Source organism: Taklimakanibacter albus (genome assembly GCF_016595235.1).
GTDB lineage: Bacteria > Pseudomonadota > Alphaproteobacteria > Rhizobiales > Aestuariivirgaceae > Taklimakanibacter > Taklimakanibacter albus.
In genome coordinates this window covers 208,409-227,571 of sequence record NZ_JAENHL010000007.1, presented here as the reverse complement: position 1 = coordinate 227,571, position 19,163 = coordinate 208,409, and the positions used below count along the sequence as shown (strand labels likewise).

Sequence of the window (19,163 nt, the reverse complement as noted above, 5' to 3'; positions counted from 1 at the left end):
GCTCGGCATGGTCGGCATCAGTGTCAAAGAGCGGTTCTTCGGCTCCTGGGGGAACACGATCGTCACGGTCCTGTTTGCACTTCTCGCCACCGTGATCATCCTGCCCCTCGTGAATTGGGCATTCATCGAGGCGACCTGGAGCGGCGCGGCGCAGAGCTGCAGTGAGCGGACAGGCGCCTGCTGGGCTTTCATCGTGGAGAAATACCGCTTCATTTTCTTCGGCCTTTATCCGCAACAGGCACAATGGCAGGCCTTCGCGGCGACCGGGTTCATCGCCTTGCCGGTGCTCATCACGGCCATCCCGCGGTTCTGGCATTCTAGGCTCGTTGTCTTTTGGTTTCTGTCGATCGGTCTCGCCGTCGCTTTGATGTCCGGCCTCTTCCTCGGCTCTCCCGTTCCGACCCAGCAATGGGGCGGCTTTCCCTTGACCCTGCTGCTGGCAGTCGTGGGTTTCGCCGGGGCCTTTCCACTCGGCGTGCTGCTGGCGCTGGGGCGGCGTTCGCAAATGGGAATCTTCCGGGCCCTTTCGATCGCCTTCATCGAGCTCATGCGTGGCGTGCCGATCATCGCCGTGCTTTATATCGCGACCTTGCTGTTCCCGTTGATGCTGCCGGCCGGCGCCTCGCTCGACAAACTGCTCCGGGTGCAGGTGGCGCTCATCCTGTTCGTCTCGGCCTATATCGCGGAAATCGTCAGGGCCGGGCTGCAGGCCGTGCCGGCGGGGCAATATGAAGCGGCCCAGTCTCTCGGATTTTCGACGGTCAAAACATTACGCCTCGTCGTGCTGCCGCAAGCTTTTCGAGCGGTCATTCCCGCTTTCGTGACACTGGGCATCGGTATCTTCCTCGATACGACGCTGGTCATCGTCATCGGGCTCTTCGACTTCCTCAATACCGCGCGGGTGGCGACCACCGATGCCCAATGGCTGGGTTTCTATGCGGAGGCCTATACCGTGACGGGCCTCGTCTATTTCCTGCTCGCCTACGCCGCCTCACGCTACAGCCTGTGGCTCGAGGCTCATCTACGGCCGGTTAAGGCCGAGCCGTCGAAACAAGACATGACAGCCATTCGGTTTCCCGCCGGCGAGAAAGGCGCTATCGTAATGAGAGTCAGCAGGGAAAGTGTGGAACGAGCAGCATGAGCGGGCAGGACGATCATCATCATGAAGCGGCGTGGAAACATGACGGGGTACGCGTCATTCCGGCAGGCTCGCTCGATACGAATACGGCGCAGACGCCCGGCATGGACCGGCGCGCCGCGATCAATTTCGCGCGTGTCGGGGCCCAGAAATTATGGGCCGGCACCGTCACCATCCATGCCAATGCCAAGACGGGCGCCCATCATCATGGGCCGCTCGAAAGCGTGATCTATGTGGTTAAGGGCAAGGCCCGCATGCGCTGGGGCGAGAAGCTCGAATTCGTCGCCGAGGCGGGGCCGGGCGACTTCATCTATGTGCCGCCCTTCGTGCCGCATCAGGAGATCAATGCGAGCCCCGATGAGGCGCTCGAATGCGTGCTGGTGCGCAGTGACGGCGAGGCGGTCGTCGTCAATCTCGACATCGAGCCGGTCGAGAAACCGGACACGGTGCGCTGGATCGACCCGATCCACAAAGCGTAGATCGGGCCTATTCCTGATTTATCACGAAGCGCGGGCGTGCAAGGTCACGCTCGGCCGGCCGAGATAAAGCGAGTCCTTGCGGCTGATCTCCTCGAGCAGCCAGTCGCGGAAGAAGGACACCTTCGGCAGATTGAGCTTCGACTTCGGCGCCACCAGATAATAAGCGAAGCCGACCGGGCTGTGGCCGGTGAACGGCCTGACCAGACGGCCGCTGGCCAGATCGGCCGCGGCGAGCGTCGATTTCGCGAGCGCTATACCGCGCCCGAGCATTGCCGCCTCGAGGACGAGGCTCGACTGGTTGAAGCGCGGGCCGCGATTGACATCGGCAATGTCCACCCCGGCGGCGCGCAGCCACATCTCCCAATTGGGGCAGGAGGGGTCGTTGTCCGGGCTGTCGTCATGCAGCAGCGTATAGGCCTTGAGATCTTCCGGGCTGCGCAGCGGCGGGCCGGCGCACAGAAGATCAGGACTGCAGACGGGAATCAGCGATTCGTGAATGAGCTTCTCGGAAACGAGATCGGAATAGGTCCCGGCGCCATAACGGATGGCGACGTCGACGCCTTCCTTGGCGAAATCGCACAGCTGCATCGAGGCATTCACCTTGACGTCGATATCCGGGTGCTGGGCCTCGAAGCGGGAAAGCCGCGGCAACAGCCACTTGGCGGCGAAAGAGGGGGCGACGCTGATCGACAAGGCGCCGGTTTCTCCCAGCGAATCAATCGCATCCATGGCGGCGGAGAGCAGGGCGAAGCCCTCGCGGATGGCGGGCAGGCCGGCATGGCCGGCATCGGTCAGCGCGAGGCTGCGGCCTGAGCGCTGGAAGACCGGCATGCCGAGATGATCCTCGAGATGGCGAATCTGGTGGCTGACGGCCGCCGAGGTGACGTTCAGCTCGTTGGCGGCCTCGGCAATGCTCAAATGACGCGCCACGGCCTCGAAGGCACGCAACGCATTGAGGGAAGGCATGGTGCGGTTCATGCGGCAACTCCGCGATTCATCTAATTTCGACTAACTATATAGAGTAAGTCTGATAAAGCCAAACAGATTCTTTATAAAAATTCAGGGCCGGTAAAACGGCAAAAAAAATGCACCCGGCCGAGGGCACGAACCGGGTGCAAGTCTAGGGAGGAATGCATCGCGGGAAAGAGCGAGGCATTCACCGCGAGGATCAAAGTAGATGACCTGGGCCGAGGCCGCTGTGAGGAAAATCACATCGATTGGGAATCAGGAAATCTAACGGCATGGCTGAATTAAGCTCGCTTCTCCGAAGCAGCGCTTGCTGAGATCGTGCGGCGGTTTTCCGGTTGATGTCCCAAGGAGCCAGCCATGCTCGCCACCGCCGAACTGCTCTCTCCCATACGCCTTGATCCCCGTGCGCGCCGCCTCATCCCCAAGCTCAGCTTCGCCGGCGCCGTTGCAGATCTCGATCCGGCCGAGGTCCGGCGCAGCTATAACCGCACGCGCCAGCCTTATGCCTGGCCCCTGGAGAGCGTCGGCAATATCACACCGATCGCCCGCGGCCACGACGGCACGCCGGCGCTCAGGATTTTCCGCCCGCAGATCAGTTCAGCCGAGGCGGCCGACAGCTATCTGTTCTTCCATGGCGGCGGCTGGACGTTGGGAGATCTCGCGATCTACGAGCCGCTCTGCCGCAGGCTCGCCAACCGGCTCAACGCCAATATCATCTGGGTCGAATATCGGCTGGCGCCGGAACATCCCTTTCCCGCCGCGCTCGATGATGCCGCGGCGGCGGTTCTCTGGTTCATCAAGAACGCTGAAAGTCTCGGCCTGGCGCCTGACCGTCTATCGCTAATCGGCGACAGTGCGGGAGCCAATATCGCCGCGGTGCTGGCGCTGCTCAATCGGCGTGGGGAGTATGGTCTGCGCTTCCGGCGCCAGGTGCTGATCTATCCCTGCCTCGATCTCACCGCGAGCTATCCGTCGCATCATGAGCTGGCCGAGGGTTATCTACTCACCCGTGACCTGTATGGCTGGTATCGCCAGAACTATGTCCAGAACCATGACCCGACCGACTGGCGCCTCTCGCCGCTTTTTGCAGCCGGTCTCAAGGAGGCTGCCCCGGCCGTGATCCTCAGAGCCGGCTTCGATCCGTTGCGCGATGAAGCCAAGGCCTATGGGCAGCGCCTGCGTCTCGCGGGTGTTCCTGTGCAGGAGATTTACTTCCCGGAGATGCTGCATGGGTTCGTGACCATGGGCGCCGTCTTTCCGCAAGCCGAGAGCGCCATCGAGCAGATCAAACGTGGTATTCGCCGGCTCGGCGACTGAGGGACGTTCCTGGCCCACGGGAAAAAGCGGTTGGACATTTGCGGCTTTCGGCCCGATACTTAATTCCCTCTCAGGGAGAGAAGCGATGGCCAGGCAGGGTTTCAACGCATCATCCATTGGGTTTTGGTTGATCCTCCTGGCCGCTCTTGCCGGCCTCGCTGTCTCGGTCTTCAATTACTTCGATCGGCAAAGCGGCATTGCGGGCGAACCGGGAACTATCCTGGTAATCGTCTCGACCGCCATCCTCGCAGGTCTCGCCTCCCTGATGAGGGGAGGCATCTTGCACGCCCGGTTCCTGCGTGGCTTCATCGCTTTCGGTGCCGTGTTCGATATCGCCGGAACGGCCTTCGCCGCCTATCTGCTGCACAGTCCGTCATTGGTGATCCTCATGCTCGTCGGCCTTCTCGGCTGGATCGTCTACATGTTCTCTCCGAGGCCGGCCTTTGCATGATCGAAAGGGAGGTGCGTCCCGATGTGGAGAAGATCGCGTCCGCTGTTCGTCTGTCTCGCGCTCGGCGCGGTGGTCGGTGGTAGCGCCTATGCCGAGGACGGCTGGTCGACCTTCAATGGCGACCTCGCGGCGCAGAAATACTCGCCGCTGACCCAGATCACGCCGGAGAATGTCGGGCGGCTGAAAGTCGCCTGGCGTACCCATACGGGCGATGTATCTTCCGGCGGGCCGCCGCCCACCGGCATGCATATGAAGCCCGACGCCAGTGGCAAGGTTCCAGACTTCCCGGCGACGGTGTGGTCGGCGACGCCGCTCTTCGTCAATGACACGGTCTATCTTGGCACCCCCTTCTATCGCATCTTCGCGCTCGAGCCCGATACGGGCAAGGTGAAGTGGACCTATGACACCAAGTCGACGCTCGAGGCCTTGACGCAGCCCGATCTCAAGAATCGCGGCGTCGCCTATTGGCAAGCCGACGCACCGGTCGCTGGCCACGCCTGCCAGAAGCGCGTCTATATCGGCACGATGGATGCGAGATTGCACGGGGTCGATGCCGATACGGGCGCGCCTTGCGCCGATTTCGGCACCAATGGCGTGGTCGACATCAATCAGTGGAATACCCAGAACGCCAAATGGCCGCTCTCCATCCTGCAGCCGCCGACCGTCTTCGAGGACTATCTGTTCATCGGCTGGGCCGGCAAGGATTGGGCCGAGAGCCAGGATTCGCCGGGCGCGATCTATGCCCTCGATGCCCGCACCGGCGCCTTGCGCTGGACATTCCATTCGCTGCCGCCCGAGATCGCGCCCAAGACTGGCACCGCCAATGTCTGGGCCAGCATGTCGGTCGATCGCGAGAGGCGAATTCTCTACATTCCAGTCAGCTCACCGAGCCCGAATTTCTTCGGTGGCGCCTATCCCACCGATCTGCCGATCGTCACGTCGGTGACGGCTCTCGATATCGGCACCGGCAAAGTCATCTGGAGCCGGCAACTCGTCCATCACGACATCTGGGATCTCGACACCAATGCGGCGCCGACTTTGGTCGATATCAGCAAAGACGGCAAGACGATACCGGCGCTGGTCCAGACTTCCAAGCAAGGGTTCCTCTATGTGCTAGACCGCACCACCGGTGAGCCCGTCTATCCGATCGAGGAGCGTCCGGCGCCCGCCTCGACCGTTCCCGGCGAGACGGCGGCGCCGACCCAGCCCTATGTCGCTCTGCCCAAGTCTGTCATCGATGACGAATGGCCGGGCATCTTCGATCTCGCCGATTATGCGAGCCTCGGTTATTGCCGCAAAACCCTGAAGACCTTGCGCTATGAAGGCCGCTTCACGCCGCCAAGCCTCGAAGGCTCGCTCATCTATCCGGCGACGATCGGCGGCACCGAATGGGGCGGCGGCGCCGTCGATCCGCGCACGCAGATCTTCGTCGTGAACAGCTCGAGCGCAGTGCAGATCTATCAGTTGCTGGCGCGCAGCGACTATGACAAGGCGGCGAGCGGCGGCTCGGAAACCGGCGGCCTGTTCCCGATGTCGGGCGGGCCCTATGGCCTCAACCTCACGACCTTCCTCAATCCGATCGGCATGCCGTGCTGGAAGCCGCCTTATGGAACGATCGCGGCCTATGATCTGAAAACCGGCGAGCGCCTGTGGAACAAACCCTTCGGCCAGATCCAAAAATGGGGCTTCTATATGCCCGAATCCTGGGGAACGATCACCATAGGCGGGCCCGCCCTCACGGCGAGTGGGCTGATCTTCATCGGCGCTTCGATGGATTCGATGGTGCGGGCCCTCGATGCCAAGACCGGCGAGGTTCTATGGAAGGCCTTGGTGTCGGCTCCAGCCGTCGCCCTGCCGGCCATCTATCAGTACAAGGGCAAGCAATATGTGGTGTTCACCGCCGGCGGCAATTCGATCCTCACGCCCAAGGTAAGCGATGAGATCGTGGCTTTCGCCTTACCCGATTGAGACCACGACTATCTTTCCAGCTTTACTTATGCGGCGCGGGTCTCCAGCCGGTCGAGCAGGCGGTAATACTGGCTCATCGCGAAGACGCCGAGCTTGCGGAATTCGTGGAAGGGGAAGGGGTTCGGCGCCGTTACCGGGAAGGAAAGCTCGGCGGGCGCGGTGCCGGAAACAAGATCGGCGATGATGCTGCCCATCATGGTGCACATCGCGACACCGCGGCCATTGCAGCCGAGCGCGGTGACGAGGCCGGGCGCCAGCATGTGGAGATGCGGCAGCGAATCCTTGGTGATGGCGACTTTGCCGCTCCACACATGATCGATGTGGCTCGGATCGATCATCGGGAAGATACGCCGGATCTGAGCCTGGAGCGGCGCACCATCGGCTTTCGACGGGTTGTCGTCGACGGGCGAGCGGCCGCCCATCACGAAGCGGCCCTGATGGTCGAGACGGAAATAGAGCAGCAGACGGCGCGTATCGGCGACGCCCTGGCCGCCGGGCAGGATCTGCGCCCTGATATTATCTGAGAGTGGTGCGGTGGCGATCTGGAAGCTCGAGACGGGAATCACCGTGCGGGCAAGGCCCGGCCAGAGCGAACCCGTATAGGCATTGGTCGCCATCACGACCTGGCGCGCATTGAGCGTGCCTTGCGCGAGCTGCAGGAGCCAGCGGTCGCCTTGGCGCGACAGGGCCTGGACCGGGCTTTGGGCGCAGACCTTTGCACCCTCGGCGATCGCCGCTTTGGCGAGGCCACGCGCATAGCTCAAGGGTTGCAAGAGACCGCCGCGCGGATCGAACCAGCCGCCGTAATAGGCCTCGGGCGCACTGCCGATCATCTGCGCGGTTTCGGCACGGTCGAGGAGGCGCGCCGCCACGCCCAGCTCCTGCCATTGCCGGCAGCGCGGCGCGACGAGATCCTCATAGGGCTTCGGACCATGCGCCGCCTGGATCCAGCCGCTCTGCTGCGCATGGCAGTCGATCTTGTAGCGCTCGATGAGGGAGAAGACGAGATCGGCCGCACCCCCCATGGCTGTGACGATGCGCCCGCCCATTTCCTCGCCGAAGGTCGCGACGAGATCATGCGGATTGTGCTTGAGGCCGGTGATGACCTGGCCGCCATTGCGGCCCGAGGCGCCCCAGCCGGGTTCGGCCGCCTCGACGACAGTGACCTCGTGTCCCTTGCGCGCCAGATGAATGGCGGCGGAGAGACCGGTGAATCCGGCACCGATGATGGCGATGTCGCAGGTCTCAGGCCCCGATATCCGGGAATAGTCCGCAGGCGGCGACGCTGTCGCCGCCCACAGGCTGTCTGGCAGTTGAGAGTCCATTTTGGTTGGATCAGCCCAGCATCAGCTGGTTCCACTTCTCCTCATATTCGTACGAATATTTGTTCGCCTCCTCTTCATTGAGGATGAGCATGTTCTTCACATTGTCCGGGTTCATGACCAGGATCTTGGCCGTTTCGGCATCGGCACCTTCGGTCGCGGCAGCGAGCACCGGACCATAGGTCTTGAGGCTCAGGAGCTTCGCCTGCTGGTCCTTGCCGAGCGCATAGTCGATCGCTTCATGGGCGAGATCGCGATGCGGGGCACCCTTGGGGATCACCCACCAATTGGCCCAGGCGATGCCGTCATTATAGGTGTGGCCGACGGGGGCTCCTTCGGCTTCGGCGGCGAGCATACGGCCACTCCAGGCCGAAGACAGAGCCAGCTCACCGGTCGAAAGCAGTTGCGGGGGCTGGGCGCCCGCACCCCACCAGACCGTGACATGAGGTTTGAGTTCCTTGATCTTGGCGAGCGCCATGTCGGCCTTCTCGGTCGTATAGGGGAAGACTTCGTCGCGCTTGACGCCGGCAGCGAGCAAGGCGGCTTCATAATTGTAGTAGAAGAATTTGTAGAGGCCGCGCGCGCCCGGGAAGCGCTTCACATCCCAGAAATCGGCCCAGCTCTGCGGTCCTCCTTCGGGGAAGGCTGTTTTCGACCAGGCGATGATGGTGGCGCCGGTCGAGGTGGCGACGCCGTAAGGCGACACCCAGCCCTTTTCGAGATTGGCGGCATTGGGAATCTTGGCGAGGTCGAGGCTGTCGAGGAAGCCTTCCTTGCCGCCCTGCCACACGGTGCGGCCGCCGACATCGACGAGGTCCCATTCGACCTTCTGCGCCTGGACCATGGCTTTGATCTTGGCGGTCTCGGTCGGTGAGGTGTTGATGACCGGAATGCCCTTCAGCTTGCCGAAAGGATCGATGAAGGCTTCCTTCTCGGCATTGGAGAGGGCGCCGCCCCAGGATGTGAAAGTGAAGGGGCGATCCTGCGCAAGGCTAAGGCGCGACATCGGCGCCAGCCCGGCCATCACACCCGCAGCGCCTGCGGCACTCATCAGAAAATTACGTCTACGCATGGTCTCCTCCTTGGTTTTCTCAGTTTTTCGGCACGATGCGGGCGGATGCCCGTTTCCACGAAGCCTTGACGGACATGCCGCGCTTGAGGCTCCGGTCGGTAATCTGACGCCCCCACACTGTTTCCCCGGTCGCGAGGCGCAGATTGAAGGCGGTGAGCTCGCCCAGATAGACGACCTCGGTGATCTCGGCGGCGAGGCCGTCGGGCTCACGATCGATAAGGACATGCTCGGGACGGATGAGAAGGCGCGCATCATTGCTGGCCTTCAGGCCTTTGGCGGCGGATACAGTCGCCGACTGGCCGAAAGCCGGAATGTCGATCCGCGCCTCCACGCCCGAAACCGAGACGACCTTGGCGGGAAGCAGGTTGGATTCACCAATGAAGCCGGCGACGAAGGCATTGACCGGTTCGTCATAAAGCTCGGCCGCCGTGCCCAATTGCTCGATGCTGCCGTCGCGCATGACGGCGACGCGGTCGGACAGGACGAGCGCCTCTTCCTGATCATGGGTGACATAGATGGTGGTGCGGCGATGCTCTTCATGCAGGCGGCGCAGTTCGAGCTGAACCTGGCGGCGCAACTGCTTGTCGAGAGCGCCGAGGGGCTCGTCCATCAGCAGCACATCGGGCTCGATGACGATGGCGCGCGCCAGCGCGACACGCTGCTGCTGGCCGCCCGACAGTTCCTGGATGCGGCGGGCGCCGAAATCATCGAGGCGCACCATGGCCAAAGCGGCTGCGACGCGGCGCTGGATCTCGGGTTTCGGCAGGCGGCGGACGATCAGGCCATAAGCGACATTGTCGGCGACGCTCATATGCGGGAAGAGGGCGTAGTTCTGGAACACCATGCCGATATTGCGCTGGCGGGCCGGGAGATCTGTCACGTCGCGTTCGCCGATGAAGATGCGCCCGGCGCTCGGCTCCAGGTAACCGGCAGCGAGATTGAGCAGTGTCGTCTTGCCGGAGCCTGAAGGCCCGAGCAGGGTCATGAACTCGCCATCGCGAATCTCGAGATCGGTCGGCTTCAGTGCTGAGACCGCACCGTAGTTCTTCGCCGAGCCGGCAAAACGCAAGGGTAGTCCTGTCTTCATATCGGCTGCTTCTTCCCGGATTTGCTTAAAAGCTGCGCCACGGCGAACAGCACGATGGCGAGCACGATCATGAGGGTGGCGGCGACGGCGACCACAGGGGTGAATTCGAGGCGGATCGATTCCCAGATCTTCACCGGCAGAGTCTTGTTGGCATAACCGGCCAGGAAGACGGCGACGACCACCTCATCGAACGACGTGATGAAGGAGAAGATGGCGCCGCCGACGATGCCGGGGGCGATATTGGGCAGCGTCACGGTGCGGAAGATGCGCCAGGGACCCGCACCGAGTCCGGCCGCGGCACGCAGCCAGTTCTCCTCGACAGCGCGCAGCGCAATGCCGACATTGATGACGACAAAAGGCAGCGCCAGCAGCGCATGTGCGAGGCCGAGTCCCAAAGGCGTGCCGCTCAAGCCGACATCGAGGGCGCTTCTGTAGACGGCGACGGCGGTGACGATGACCGGCACGATCATCGGCGCCAGGAAGAAACCGGTGAGGAGGCCACGTGATCTGCCAGTGAGGCGATGGAGGCCCAAGGCCGCCGCCGTGCCTGTCACGACCGCCACGATGGTGGCGATGACGGCGACATGAAGACTGGCGAACAGCGCCTGGCGCCATTCGGGATCGGAGATGAAAGCCTCGTACCAGCGGCCCGAATAAGCGGCCGGCGGCAGGGTGATGAAGCTCGCCTGGTTGAAGGAGGCGGGGATGACGGCGAGAATCGGCAGGCAGAGGAAAGCCAGAACCAGGCCGGCGGAAATCTGCGCGATGAGCCTGAGCCAGAGGGGCGACTTGCTCATTTCGCATACATCCCTTTGCCGAAGGGGAGGACCTTCGCCGTGGCGGCGAGCAGCGCCAGCACGATGACGAGCAGGACCAGCGAGGCCGCCGCGGCGAGCGACCAGGCGAGACGATCGTTGATGAAGCTCGCAATCAGCATCGACAAGGTGATGGCGTTGGAGCCGCCGAGCAGAGCCGGCGTAATGAAGAAGCCGAGCGACAGCAGGAAGACGAAAGTGGCGCCGCCCATGAGGCCCGGCAGGCAGAGCGGGAAATAGACCCGGCGGAACGTATCGAAGAGCCCGGCGCCGAGGCCGTCGCTCGCCATCAGGAGCCGCTGGTCGATGCGCAGCATCGCACCATAAAGCGGCAGGATGGCATAGGGGAGCAGCACATGCACCATGCCGATCATGACGCCGGTGTCGTTGAAGAGGAGCGCCAACGGCTTGTCGGTGATGCCGAGATTGACGAGGAAGCGGTTCAAGGGGCCGTTGCGCTCGAGCAGGATCATCCAGGAGAAGGTGCGGACCAGCACCGAGATCCAGAAGGGAAACAGCACGCCATACAGCGCGAAGGCGAACCAGAAGCCTTTGAGCTTGGTCAGGATGTAAGCGACCGGCCAGGCGAGGACGACGGTGATGAGCGCCACCGCGAGAGCGACGAGGAAGGTGTTCACCATCACCCGGCGATAGACATTGCTTTCGGCCAATATGGCGAAGGTGGCGAACGGCCCCGCCTCGTCGGTGAAAGCGAGCGAGAACAGCCGGGCCAACGGCACGACGAAGCACAGGAGCAGCAAGATGACGGCAGGCGCCAGCAAAAGAAGCGTTTCGATATGCCGGCGCGCCATCGTCACATCCAATCGCTGAAGACGGCGAGGCCGCGCTTGCGGATCTGGCCGGCGACCACGACGCGCTGGATCTCTGACGTACCTTCCCAGATGCGGTCGACGCGGATGTCGCGATAGAGGCGCTCGACTGGATTTTCGCGCATATAACCGCGTCCACCCAGAATCTGGAGGGCCTTGTCGATGACGCGGCCCGCCATTTCCGAGGAATGGAGCTTGAGCGCGCTCGCGTGGGCGTGGATCTGCTTGCGGTCGAGGCCGTTGTCGATCTCCCAGGCGATGCGATAGAGCATCGTCTTGGTGGCGAAGATTTCCACGGCCATGTCGGCCAGCATGAATTCGACGCCCTGGAAATCGCGGATCGCGCGGCCGAACTGGTGGCGGCTCGTCGCATAATCATTGGCGAGCTCGGTGGCGCGGATGGCGGCGCCCAAAGCATGAGACGCGATCTGCAGGCGCGTCTCGACGAACCAGTCCTTGGTGAGCTCGAAGCCCTGGCCGACCTTGCCCAGCATACGGTCTTCCGGAACGGTCACGTCGTCGAAGCGCAATTCCGCATGGTCGAAGGCGAAGTTATGCATGAATTTCGGCGAGCGCAGATGGACGAGATTCTGGGCCGGCTTGTCGACCAGGAACAAGGTCGGCTTGTCGGGATCGTTATCGACATGGGCATGGACGATGATGAAGTCTGACGCATTGTAGGACGTGACGAACCACTTCTCGCCGTTCAGGTGCCAGTTGCCGTTTTTCAGCACGGCGGTCGTCTTAACTTGGCGCGGATCTGACCCGGCGCCTTCCTCGGTGATGGCGAAGCAGCCGCGGCGATGGCCGGCGCAGGACGGCAGGAGATAATCCTTGATCTGCTGGCTGGTGCCGAATTTGAGACTGACCGGCGGGCGCCACACACAGCTCCACAAGCCGTTGGTGACGCGGCCGAGCTGCTCCTCGATGGCGGTCTGCTCCAGCATCGTGAGACCGAGGCCGCCATGTTCCTTGCTGTGATTGATGCCGGCGAGGCCCCAGGCGCGCACCTGATCCTTGACCGCGTCGCGCCGGTCCATCGGCAGCTCGCCATGCTCGTCGGCAATCTGTTCGAGAGGCACCAGAACCTCGTCGCAGAACTGACGGCCGCGGGCGGAAAGCTCCTTGAGCCGGGGCGTGAATTCGAAATTCATGACTTCCTCTTGGCTGATACAACGAGTGCATCGACGGCGATGGCGCCCGATGCGGAAACGATCAAGGGATTGACGTCCATCTCGGCAATGAGATCGCCAAGTTCTTCGGCGATAGCCGACAACGCCAGCACGGCCTGGATGAGAGCCTCGATATCGGCAGGAGCCTGGCCGCGTTTGCCGTCGAGCAGAGGGCGCATGCGCAAAGTGTCGATGAGACGGCGGGCGCGCTCGCGGTCGAGCGGCGCCATGGCGACGGTGCGGTCTTTCAGAAGTTCGATCCAGATTCCACCTGAAGCGACCATCAGATAAGGCCCGAATTGCGGATCGCGGATGAGGCCGAAAGCGATCTCGACACCTTTGGGGGCCATTTCGGCGACGAGGATGGCAGGCCCGAGACGCGCGGCCATGTCCCGATAGGCGTTGCTGAGCTCGTCTTCAGTGCGCAGGCCCAGCACGACACCTTGCTGGTCGCTCTTATGCTGGATGCCGGCGGCCGCCGTCTTGAGCGCGACCGGGAAGCCGATGGCGCGGGCGGCGGCGAGCGTGTCGTCCAGCTTCTCCGCCCGATAGTGGCGCGGCACGCGGATGCCATAGTCGGCCAGCAGAGCGAGGCCTTCGCTTTCGTTCAAGGAGCCTTTGGCGAGCCGGCTGCGCCATTGATCGCGCTTGGGATTGTTCGGTCGTGGCGCCGGCGTCAGCGGGCTGTGATCGCGAAAGGCGAGGAGGTTGCGGATGGCGCCCAGGCCTTCCTCGGTGCCGTCGATGACCGGCACGCCCGCTTCCGTCACCTTGAGCGCCACTTCACGATGATCGAGGGCCGCATAATTGGTGACGAGCGCCACCGGCTTGTCGCTGCGCCTGGCCACGCGGATGGCGGCGGCGGTGAAACCTTCGGTAATATAGGAGCCGGTGCGGATATCCTCGAACATCACGCCGATGGCGGTATCGGGATCATCGACCAAGGCTTCGAGACAGGCCTCGACATGAGTCTCGAAATCACGCCCGGTGCCCCATACATCGAGCGGGTTGTCGGGCTTGAGACCGTCATCGAGATGTTGGGCGAGGCGGTCTTTCGTCGCCTGATTGATACGTGCGAAAGGGACACCGAATCTGGTGGCGAGATCGGCCACCATTTCACGCTCGCCGCCCGAATCATGGATGCTGGCGAGGCCGCCCTTGCTGGCGGGCTTCACGGTCGAGAACAGCAGGAGATGGGCGGCGAGGCTGTCGAGCGTCTCGACGGAGATCACGCCATGTTTGACGAAAAGCGCCTCATAAGCGGCATTGTCGCCGGCAATGGCGCCGCTGTGGCTCGCCGCGAAAGCCGCACTCATTTCGGTGCGGCCGACCTTCAGCACGATGACAGGAATGCGGCGTGCTTCCGCCTTGGCGAGGCTTACTTTGAAAGCTTCCGGGTCGCGCGCGGTTTCGAGGAACAGGCCGATGACGCGGGTCTCGGGCTGATCCAGTGCCCAGTCGATATAGTCGGCGGTGGAGACGGTGAGCTCGCGGCCGCTCGATACGGCGAGGGAGAATTTGAGACGCTGGTCGTTGTAAGCGAGGGCGCTGAAGGCTGAGCCCGACTGGGTGATGAGCGCGGCGCCGCCCGGCATCAGCCGGTGCTTGGCCATGTAGCCCGAGACGACGAGGGCTTGCGTCGGATTGACGAAGCCCATGCTGTTGCCGCCGCAGATGACGATGCCGGCCTCGCGCGCAATCGCCTGGAGACGATCGGCGAGCGTGTCGTGCTCACCCGGCAGATTGCAGCTCGCAAAGATGGTGATGGCCTTGGCGCCGTGGCGGATCGCGTCCTTGAGGCCTGTTTCCAGATGCTCATTGGCGACGCCGAGAACGACATGATCGACGATTTCGGGCAGGCTCGCGAGATCGGGGAAACAGGCGACGCCTTCGACCTCTGCGTATTTCTGATTGATGGCGTAGACCACGCCGGCGAAGCCGTCGCGCTTGACGGCGCGGATCATCGAGTTGCCGGGTGTGTTGGCGCGCGTCGAGGCGCCGACAAAGGCGATGGAGCGCGGCTTCAGCAAGGGATCGAGACGATGCGCCGAGGCAATCTTGTCAGAGCGCGCCATCGTCACGTCGTGGCTGTTCAAATCTGTCCTCCCGGGACGGTTTATCTCGTTGGCCGGACAGTAGGGATTCAGGAGGCGGGGCGCACGAACACAATGGTCAGATCGCCATGATCTGCGGGAATGCCCCCGGTGGAGGGAGAATAATTAAATCATTGAAATCATTCAGATTGGAAGATTGTTCCTATTGCTCCCCCAGTACTTCACGGCGCAGTTCGGCCATTTCACCGAGGAGCCAGTCGCGCACCAGCACGGCCGGCTTGCGCAAGGGGCGGCGCGACGTCGCCACCAGATAATAGAACTGTCCGGTCTTGAGCCGGTTGCGGCCGGCCGGCACCAGCTCCTTCTGCAGCAGCGTATGCGCGACGACATGCCACCAGCCGAGCGCGATGCCGCGGCCGTTGACGGCCGCCTGGATCACCAGCGTGTAGTCGGAAAAGGTGAGGCTGCGGCTGCCGGTGGGGGCCGGATAATTGAACTCCGCCAGATAACGCGACCAGGGAATGCGGATCGAGCCCGAAAGATGCGCCAGCGTGTGGCCACTGAGATCCGGGCAGTCGTCGAGCGCGCCATGGGTGCTGAGATAACCGGGGCTGCAGACAGGGACGACCAGTTCCTCCATCAAGGGCCAGCGCTGCTGGTCATTATCCTCGGAGAGATTGTAGCGGATGGCAAGATCGACATCCTCGATCGGACCGGTCGGCTCGCCGCGCACCAGCTGGAAACGCAGATCGATATTGGGAAAGCGACTCTGAAAACGGTCGAGGCGCGGCATGAACCAGTGCATGGCGAAGGCCGAGGAGATCGACAAAGTGACCGTGCCGGTATCGCCATGCTTGGCGCGGATGTCCTCGATGGCGATTTCCATGTGCTGGAAGCTGCCGGTCACCGCATTATAGAGATGGCGGCCGTCCTCGCTGAGCTCGAGGCCGGTGGTGGTGCGGATGAAAAGCTTGGTGTCGAGATGCGCCTCGAGCTTGGCGATCATCCGGCTCACCGCCGATTGTGTGACATTGAGCTCGCCGGCGGCGCGGGTGAAGCTCAGATAACGCGCCGCGGCTTCGAAGACGAAGAGGGCGCCGGCGGAGGGCAGGAGGCGGCGAAGCGAGGTCATGGCGAAGCAGGATAGACGCTGGCCATGAGAAAAGGTAGCTCGGCAAAACTCACAGATAGGGCGGGGTGCAGGCGGCCACGATGGTGCAGTCGGTATTGCCGACATTGCGGAAGCGATGCGGCTGGTTGGAGCGGAAGAGATAACCGTCGCCAGGCCCCAGGATCTCGGTGCGGTCGCCGACGGTCAGCTCGATCTCGCCCGAAAGGATCACGCCGCCTTCTTCCGCCTCATGCTTCAGCATTTCGGGGCCGGTTTCGGCGCCGGGGCGGTAACGCGTCTTGATGACCTGCAATTTGGCGACGCCGCGGCCGGGGCCCACCTGCAGGATCTCACAGTCACCGGAGGCGAGCGGCACGAACTCGCCCTTGCGATAGAAGACCTTGTCCATGCTGGGCAGGTTCGGCGTGAAGAATTCCGAGAAGGTGAGCTTCAGCACGTCGAGGATGCGCGCCAGCGTCGCCACCGACGGCGCGCTGCGGTTGCTCTCGACATTGGCGATGGTCACATGGGTGAGCTCGGCCAGTTCCGCGAGCTGTCTCTGTGATAGGCCGGCCTGTTCGCGCTTGAGCTTGAGCGCGGCGCCGACATCGAACTCACTGTTGATCAAGGGCCGTATCATCCTCGCTTACGATCCGTCCGGCGCGCACGGGCCAGGAGGCCTGAACGGTTGCGCCGGCCGTCGGTCTCACCCCCAGCCGGCTGGTCGGCATCTCGGCTCGCAGGGGTCCGATGGCCGTCCTGATATCGAGCGCCGTGGTTCCACCGTGATATACACAATTCTCGATCCGAGCGTCCATGACGACCTTCCGCGCATCCGTCCTGTCCGTGCCCAGAGGACCGATCTCGATCATTTCGGGCCGAAGCGACAAAGCGGCCTTGCCGGCGACGGCGGGATTGGGCTCGACCGGCAGCCATTGGCCGGCGATCAAAGCCGAGGCGCCATCGCTTTTGGTCTCGATGCGCTCGACCGTCGCCACATTGCTGCGGCCGATGAAGCGGGCGACGAAACGCGTCGCGGGATTCTCATAGATATCGTCGGGCGTGCCATATTGCACGATCCGGCCGCGATTGATCACCGCGATATGGGTGGACATGGACAGCGCCTCGTCCTGGTCATGGGTGACATTGACCACGGTGACACCGACCTTTTGATGCAGGCTCTTGATCTCGTCCTGAAGACGGGCGCGCAATTGCCGGTCGAGAGCGGAGAGCGGCTCGTCGAGCAGGAGGAGATCAGGCTGATAGGAGAGGCAACGGGCGAGCGCCACGCGCTGCTGCTGGCCACCCGACAATTGCGCCGGACGGCGATCGGCGAAGCGCGTGAGATCGACCATGGCCAGGGTCTCCTCGACCCGTTTGGCAATCGCGTCGGGCTTCCATTTGCGCAATTCGAGCGGGAAGGCGACATTCTGCGCCACCGTCATATGCGGAAAGAGCGCATAACCCTGGAAGACGATGCCGAGATCGCGCTCCTCGGGCTCGAGCGGCACCAGATTGCGCCCCGACAATACGATCTCGCCTTCGGTTGGCTTCACGAAGCCGGCTATCGCCATGAGGATCGTCGTCTTGCCCGAGCCCGAAGGCCCGAGCAAAGTGAGGAAATCACCCTTGGCGATCGACAGTGACGCGCCATCGACGGCGACCGCGCCGCCGTAGCGCTTCACCAGGTTGCGTATCTCGAGGAAGCCCGCCGACACCGTCACGCCGCTCCATTGCGCCGGAAGACCGGCTCGCCGCCAATATAGGTTTCGCGGATCTTCAGCTGGTCGAGCCGCTTCTTGTCCATGGTGAAGATATCCTCTTCCAGGACGATGAAGTCGGCGAGCTTGCCGAGGCCGAGATCGCCCTTCAGATGCTCCTCCTTGCCGCAATAGGCGCCGAGCGTCGTATAGGCTTCTACCGCCTCATAGACGCTGATCGCCTCGCGCTGATCGAGATCGGCGCCGCTATCGGTTACGCGGTTGACCAGCGAATGGATGGCGCGCAGCGGATTGGGATGGCAGACGGGGGAATCCGAATGGCCGGGCGCCACGACGCCGGCATCGATCATGCTGCGATGCGGCCACATGTAACGCATGGCTTCGGCGCCACGGTTGCGGCGATAGGCATCGCCAAGGTCATAGGCGAAGCCCGTTGCCGAGGAGCAGATCACCTTGAGCCGCTTGAGGCGCTGCAGGATCGACGGCGTCACGTTGCAGCAATGCTCGACCCGCATGCGATGGTCGTCCACGGGGTGATGATCGAGCGCGTTCTCATAGGCGTCGAGCACGAAATCGATGCCACGGTCGCCGACGCCGTCGGCGCCGACCAGGAGGCCGGCCTGATGCGCCTGCAACACGCGCCGTTTGAAGTCTTCGAGCTCATAAAGAAGCATGCCGCGATTGTCGTCGGGCTCGCCCAGGACTTTCGGTCCGACATAGGGATCGTAATAAGCGGCAGTGCGGCCGCTGGTCGAGCAGTCGGGGCACCATTCGACGCCGGTGAGGCGCACCCATTCATCACCGAAGCCGGTACGCCAGCCCGAGCGGATGATCGCCTGGATCAACTCGTCCTCGCGTCCCGAGGCGAGGAGGCCGACGCGCATCTTGAGGTTCCCAGCCTCGCGCATCTTCTGATAGGCGATGATGCCATGGGTCGAGCACAGGCTGTTGTGCACCGAGGTGATGCCGTAAGTCGAGAAATCGGCGAAGACCTTGACGAGGCCTGAGGCGAAATCGTCCGAGGTGAAATCGGCCTGGTTGTAGTTCACCACCTCATGCGCGGCGGTCTCGCGCAGGAGGCCGGTCAGCTCGCCGGTTTCGGGATGACGGTCGAGACGGCCGAAAGGCGGGTCCTGGCTATCTCTCGTATAGCCGACGAGCTTCAAGGCGGCGCTGTTGGCGAAGCCCAGATGGGCGTCGCGGCGATAGAGGAAGGCAGGACGGCCACCGGCCGCAGCATCGAGCTCTTCCCGCGTCGGATAACCGCCGAGGCGCAGATCATCATAGCGGAAGCCGACGAACCAGCGGTTCTGCGGCGTGCCGTCGACCGACTTGCGGATGAGCTGTAGCAGCTGTTCCTTGCTGGAGAGGCCTTCCGAGAGATCGGTCCAGCGGCCGAGACGGGCGCCATGCATGTCGGGATGGCAGTGGCTGTCGATGAAGCCCGGCAGCACGGTGCGGCCGCCGCAATCGATCACTTCGGCATGGGGAGCGAGTGCCCGCATGTCGGCGGTCGAGCCGGAGGCCGCGACGCGGCCGTCCCGGATGGCGAGCGCCTCGACGAAGACGCCGTCGCCTTCCATGGTGGCGATCTTGCCGTTGATGACGATCTGCTGGATGGGTCGGCTCTTGGCCATGAAGCGCTCCTCTTTTTCTT

General features: G+C 63.1%; 17 protein-coding genes. 5 read left to right on the top strand and 12 right to left on the bottom strand.

Annotated features, from left to right (window positions below):
• Positions 1 to 7 precede the first annotated feature (7 nt).
• Positions 8 to 1,141 carry an amino acid ABC transporter permease gene (locus JHL16_RS12575; RefSeq protein ID WP_200185187.1) on the top strand — a complete coding sequence of 378 codons (1,134 nt, stop codon included), beginning with the start codon at positions 8 to 10 and terminating at the stop codon, positions 1,139 to 1,141.
• Positions 1,138 to 1,617, top strand: coding sequence for a cupin domain-containing protein (locus JHL16_RS12570; protein ID WP_137859366.1), 480 nt, complete (start codon positions 1,138 to 1,140; stop codon positions 1,615 to 1,617). Before JHL16_RS12575 ends, JHL16_RS12570 begins: the two co-directional genes overlap by 4 nt.
• 21 nt (positions 1,618 to 1,638) lie before the next feature.
• On the opposite strand, the gene JHL16_RS12565 is transcribed toward JHL16_RS12570, so the two are convergent.
• Positions 1,639 to 2,595, bottom strand: coding sequence for a transcriptional regulator GcvA (locus JHL16_RS12565; RefSeq protein WP_200185186.1), 957 nt, complete (start codon positions 2,593 to 2,595; stop codon positions 1,639 to 1,641).
• A gap of 348 nt (positions 2,596 to 2,943) precedes the next feature.
• On the opposite strand from JHL16_RS12565, the gene JHL16_RS12560 reads away from it, so the two are divergent.
• The 3 genes from JHL16_RS12560 (at position 2,944) to JHL16_RS12550 (ending at position 6,322) form a co-directional block, all read left to right on the top strand.
• Positions 2,944 to 3,903 carry an alpha/beta hydrolase gene (locus JHL16_RS12560; RefSeq protein WP_200185185.1) on the top strand — a complete coding sequence of 320 codons (960 nt, stop codon included), beginning with the start codon at positions 2,944 to 2,946 and terminating at the stop codon, positions 3,901 to 3,903.
• 85 nt (positions 3,904 to 3,988) lie between these two features.
• Positions 3,989 to 4,354, top strand: a complete 366-nt coding sequence (locus JHL16_RS12555; protein WP_200185184.1) for a hypothetical protein — start codon at positions 3,989 to 3,991, stop codon at positions 4,352 to 4,354.
• A 21-nt stretch (positions 4,355 to 4,375) separates the two neighbouring features.
• Complete coding sequence (locus tag JHL16_RS12550; RefSeq protein ID WP_200185183.1) at positions 4,376 to 6,322, top strand: pyrroloquinoline quinone-dependent dehydrogenase; 1,947 nt, start codon at positions 4,376 to 4,378, stop codon at positions 6,320 to 6,322.
• Between the two features lie 26 nt (positions 6,323 to 6,348).
• Here the strand turns inward: JHL16_RS12550 and JHL16_RS12545 are convergent, their stop codons facing one another.
• From JHL16_RS12545 to JHL16_RS12495, 11 genes are all read right to left on the bottom strand, one after another.
• Positions 6,349 to 7,647 (bottom strand): NAD(P)/FAD-dependent oxidoreductase, encoded by a 1,299-nt coding sequence (locus JHL16_RS12545; protein WP_200185182.1) that lies wholly within the window; start codon positions 7,645 to 7,647, stop codon positions 6,349 to 6,351.
• Positions 7,648 to 7,657: 10 nt separating this feature from the next.
• Positions 7,658 to 8,716: an ABC transporter substrate-binding protein gene (locus tag JHL16_RS12540; protein ID WP_200185181.1), complete on the bottom strand. Its 1,059-nt coding sequence runs from the start codon at positions 8,714 to 8,716 to the stop codon at positions 7,658 to 7,660.
• A gap of 19 nt (positions 8,717 to 8,735) precedes the next feature.
• On the bottom strand, positions 8,736 to 9,803 hold the full coding sequence (locus tag JHL16_RS12535) for an ABC transporter ATP-binding protein (protein ID WP_200185180.1): 1,068 nt from the start codon (positions 9,801 to 9,803) through the stop codon (positions 8,736 to 8,738).
• On the bottom strand, positions 9,800 to 10,600 hold the full coding sequence (locus JHL16_RS12530) for an ABC transporter permease (protein ID WP_200185179.1): 801 nt from the start codon (positions 10,598 to 10,600) through the stop codon (positions 9,800 to 9,802). Before JHL16_RS12530 ends, JHL16_RS12535 begins: the two co-directional genes overlap by 4 nt.
• The gene (locus JHL16_RS12525; RefSeq protein WP_210346017.1) at positions 10,597 to 11,430 is read right to left on the bottom strand and encodes an ABC transporter permease; all 834 of its coding nucleotides are present in this window, start codon (positions 11,428 to 11,430) and stop codon (positions 10,597 to 10,599) included. Before JHL16_RS12525 ends, JHL16_RS12530 begins: the two co-directional genes overlap by 4 nt.
• 2 nt (positions 11,431 to 11,432) lie before the next feature.
• A complete protein-coding gene (locus tag JHL16_RS12520) occupies positions 11,433 to 12,602 on the bottom strand; it encodes an acyl-CoA dehydrogenase family protein (protein WP_200185178.1) in 1,170 nt (389 codons plus the stop codon).
• On the bottom strand, positions 12,599 to 14,716 hold the full coding sequence (locus JHL16_RS12515) for an acetate--CoA ligase family protein (protein WP_200185177.1): 2,118 nt from the start codon (positions 14,714 to 14,716) through the stop codon (positions 12,599 to 12,601). Before JHL16_RS12515 ends, JHL16_RS12520 begins: the two co-directional genes overlap by 4 nt.
• A gap of 160 nt (positions 14,717 to 14,876) precedes the next feature.
• Positions 14,877 to 15,806, bottom strand: coding sequence for a LysR substrate-binding domain-containing protein (locus tag JHL16_RS12510; protein ID WP_200185176.1), 930 nt, complete (start codon positions 15,804 to 15,806; stop codon positions 14,877 to 14,879).
• A gap of 49 nt (positions 15,807 to 15,855) precedes the next feature.
• A complete protein-coding gene (locus tag JHL16_RS12505) occupies positions 15,856 to 16,413 on the bottom strand; it encodes a cupin domain-containing protein (protein WP_246770927.1) in 558 nt (185 codons plus the stop codon).
• Positions 16,400 to 17,509, bottom strand: coding sequence for an ABC transporter ATP-binding protein (locus JHL16_RS12500; protein ID WP_348647203.1), 1,110 nt, complete (start codon positions 17,507 to 17,509; stop codon positions 16,400 to 16,402). The genes JHL16_RS12505 and JHL16_RS12500 overlap by 14 nt, the downstream gene beginning before the upstream one ends.
• A complete protein-coding gene (locus JHL16_RS12495; protein WP_200185174.1) occupies positions 17,506 to 19,143 on the bottom strand; it encodes an amidohydrolase in 1,638 nt (545 codons plus the stop codon). Before JHL16_RS12495 ends, JHL16_RS12500 begins: the two co-directional genes overlap by 4 nt.
• Positions 19,144 to 19,163 lie beyond the last annotated feature (20 nt).

Bases quoted from the DNA above. Each gene is read 5' to 3' on its own strand.
- JHL16_RS12575 (WP_200185187.1), top strand. From the start codon at position 8: ATGGTCGGCATCAGTGTCAAAGAGCGGTTCTTCGGCTCCTGGGGGAAC.
- JHL16_RS12570 (WP_137859366.1), top strand. From the start codon at position 1,138: ATGAGCGGGCAGGACGATCATCATCATGAAGCGGCGTGGAAACATGAC.
- JHL16_RS12565 (WP_200185186.1), bottom strand. From the start codon at position 2,595: ATGAACCGCACCATGCCTTCCCTCAATGCGTTGCGTGCCTTCGAGGCC.
- JHL16_RS12560 (WP_200185185.1), top strand. From the start codon at position 2,944: ATGCTCGCCACCGCCGAACTGCTCTCTCCCATACGCCTTGATCCCCGT.
- JHL16_RS12555 (WP_200185184.1), top strand. From the start codon at position 3,989: ATGGCCAGGCAGGGTTTCAACGCATCATCCATTGGGTTTTGGTTGATC.
- JHL16_RS12550 (WP_200185183.1), top strand. From the start codon at position 4,376: ATGTGGAGAAGATCGCGTCCGCTGTTCGTCTGTCTCGCGCTCGGCGCG.
- JHL16_RS12545 (WP_200185182.1), bottom strand. From the start codon at position 7,647: ATGGACTCTCAACTGCCAGACAGCCTGTGGGCGGCGACAGCGTCGCCG.
- JHL16_RS12540 (WP_200185181.1), bottom strand. From the start codon at position 8,716: ATGCGTAGACGTAATTTTCTGATGAGTGCCGCAGGCGCTGCGGGTGTG.
- JHL16_RS12535 (WP_200185180.1), bottom strand. From the start codon at position 9,803: ATGAAGACAGGACTACCCTTGCGTTTTGCCGGCTCGGCGAAGAACTAC.
- JHL16_RS12530 (WP_200185179.1), bottom strand. From the start codon at position 10,600: ATGAGCAAGTCGCCCCTCTGGCTCAGGCTCATCGCGCAGATTTCCGCC.
- JHL16_RS12525 (WP_210346017.1), bottom strand. From the start codon at position 11,430: ATGGCGCGCCGGCATATCGAAACGCTTCTTTTGCTGGCGCCTGCCGTC.
- JHL16_RS12520 (WP_200185178.1), bottom strand. From the start codon at position 12,602: ATGAATTTCGAATTCACGCCCCGGCTCAAGGAGCTTTCCGCCCGCGGC.
- JHL16_RS12510 (WP_200185176.1), bottom strand. From the start codon at position 15,806: ATGACCTCGCTTCGCCGCCTCCTGCCCTCCGCCGGCGCCCTCTTCGTC.
- JHL16_RS12495 (WP_200185174.1), bottom strand. From the start codon at position 19,143: ATGGCCAAGAGCCGACCCATCCAGCAGATCGTCATCAACGGCAAGATC.